Genomic DNA, 2,195 nt, shown 5'->3' with positions numbered 1-2,195 from the left:
TCACCTCGCCTCACGGCCGATCACTGTAGTTGACCGTCCATGAGGGACAGAACCACACGCCCGCCTAGATCATTCTGTTAGGAGTTCTAAGCCGGGGGCGGCACAGATTCACTCCGGGCAGCACCATGAAAGCCGCACTACCTTGCTGGCTGGCCGGCCGATCGCTGCCCGTGCGCCTTCGACGGTCCTGGCGGCGAGGCATCGTCGAAGATCCGCAGGCAATGAGCGAACGGCGGCTTCGCCACGTCGAGAAACGTGCAGCTTGAAAGGATGTGCAAGACATGGACGCTGGCGGTCTTCTCTGCAATAGACAGCGCCGACGCAATCTGCCTGTTTGAGCAGCCGTCAACGAACGGCCTAAGAACCTCGATTTCGCGCGGCGTGAGCCCGACCAAGTCGTCATTGCGGCTGTTCTCCGTTCGCTTTCTGGACCCTGCTCGGCGAAACGCGTGCACCGCCTGTGAGCAGCATCCTGAGGTCACGTCGGAGATCTTCTGCACCGAGTTGGTCGGCATGATGTGCAGCCTCGCCTAGCAGACGCCGTAGGGAGGCGCGGTCCGCTCAATGTCGGGCCGCCTCGGCGGCCCGGATTCTGGCGCGACTGACCTCCAAAGAGCGCTTTTCATCGTGGGTTTCGGCTGGTCTGGATGTGATGTAGGACGAGGATGGCCTGGACGATCGCGGTGGCACGTCGGGGGCAGCAGCGGAGCCTGGCCAGGATCTTCCAGCCCTTGAGGGTGGCGACGGCGCGCTCGCCGACGGCGCGGATCTTGGCGTGGTGCCGGTTGACCGTCTTCTGCCGGCGGGACAGTCGCGGTCGGTGACGGCGGCGCTTGAAGGGCGTGCGGATACTGCCGCCAGCGCCCTGGTATCGCCTTGTCGGCGAAGGTCATCACGTTGACGTTACGCAGCGCGTCGATCAGCCGTGGGTGCGGGTGGCGGTCAGGTCGTGCACGGTGCCGGGCAGGGCGGGTGGGGCCCAGATGACGGTCGATGGGGATCAGCGTGCCGTCGAGTATCGCGTAGGCGAGCCGGGCGATGCGCCGTATGGCCGCGTTCAGGTCCTCGGCGTGCGCGGCGAGTAGGTTGATGGCTTCTCGGGCGTACCGCCAGGCCGTCGTGACGCTGACCGCGAAGCCGCAGGCCAGACGGGCGATGGTGTCCCCGTTACGCAGATGGGCCAATGCGAGCAGTGCCGGTATCAAGACGTCGCCACCGGCCGCGGCGGCGGATGAGGTCGGCCAGGTGGTTCAGGGCGCGGCTGGACAGCGCGGCCGCAGACGGGTAAGACAGCACAGCGAGGTTCCCGGTTGGGGGCATCGGATCTTAGTCGACTGCTGTCTTACCGGGAGCCTCGTCCTATGTCGACACAGGCTCCGCCGCGCCCATCGTGAGCAGGCCCATCACGATGACAAGTCTTCATCGTGACTGATCCGGCGGGGACGGCCACCCGCCCGCTGAGGGCCCAAGCTGGCCATGCCGATCTCGTTGAACCGGTGGATCACCTGCCGCACCGAGTCCTCATCGGCCTGCACGAGCCGGGCGATGACCGGCACGCTTTTGCCTCCCGCGGAAGCGAGCACGACCACCACCCGCCGCAGCCGCACGGCGGCCCCGTGCCTCGACACACCAGGCGTTGCAGCCGCTGACCCTCTTGATCAAGTTACGAGGTCGCGCAATTTGGCGGGTTCATGGTCGGCGGGTGGGGCGGGTGTTCCAGCGGTAGTGGGTCCATGCGTGGCGGATGAGGCTGCGGATGGTGATGATCGAGTCGGCGAGGTCGAAGTAGGCGTGGATCACGTCTTCTTTGCGTTCGTAGCAGCGTTGGAGCCGGTTGAAGGCGTTGTGCCAGGCGTTCTACGCTCGACGTGCCACCGCCCGATGGCCTGGACGGGAGCCTTGACGCCTTTGCGGGCGATCTCGCCGGTCAGGCCACGTCCGGCGAGGAGGTCGCGGGTCGCGGCGGAGTCATAGCCGGCGTCCAGGTGCACGGTGATGTCCTCGGGTAACGGGATACCGCGGGCCTCGACCATCATTGAGCGTTTCATGCCTGAGACGAAACTCGGATCTTGGCCACGTGTGCGGCAGCGTCCCGGCGTGGCCGGGACACGGTGGTTTCCGGGCATGGTGGTGGGCTTGCCGCTGGTGGCGGGGTGCGGCAAGCTGGGGTGCTGGTGGGAAGAGTGACCACGTTG

The 2,195-nt window shown here is 66.2% G+C and carries 2 protein-coding genes and 2 pseudogenes; all 4 read right to left on the bottom strand.

Translation table 11 applies throughout. The annotated features are described in order from the left end of the window. Positions 1–137: 137 nt before the first annotated feature. Positions 138–515 (bottom strand): LuxR C-terminal-related transcriptional regulator, encoded by a 378-nt coding sequence (locus AB0873_RS32300; protein ID WP_366604562.1) that lies wholly within the window; start codon positions 513–515, stop codon positions 138–140. A 107-nt stretch (positions 516–622) separates the two neighbouring features. Continuing rightward, positions 623–1,296: pseudogene (locus AB0873_RS32295) on the bottom strand (transposase family protein). 107 nt (positions 1,297–1,403) lie between these two features. Then, on the bottom strand, positions 1,404–1,607 hold the full coding sequence (locus tag AB0873_RS32290) for a helix-turn-helix domain-containing protein (RefSeq protein WP_366604560.1): 204 nt from the start codon (positions 1,605–1,607) through the stop codon (positions 1,404–1,406). An 82-nt stretch (positions 1,608–1,689) separates the two neighbouring features. Next, positions 1,690–2,012, bottom strand: a pseudogene (locus AB0873_RS32285) (IS5/IS1182 family transposase); the annotation flags it as partial. Positions 2,013–2,195 lie beyond the last annotated feature (183 nt).

The sequence above is a fragment of the Micromonospora sp. NPDC047707 genome, from assembly GCF_040704235.1.
Taxonomy (GTDB): Bacteria; Actinomycetota; Actinomycetes; order Mycobacteriales; family Micromonosporaceae; genus Micromonospora.
The sequence above is the reverse complement of the archived record's forward strand: the minus strand, read 5'-3'. Positions and strand labels throughout refer to the sequence as shown.

Bases quoted from the DNA above. Each gene is read 5' to 3' on its own strand.
- AB0873_RS32300 (WP_366604562.1), bottom strand. From the start codon at position 515: ATGCCGACCAACTCGGTGCAGAAGATCTCCGACGTGACCTCAGGATGC.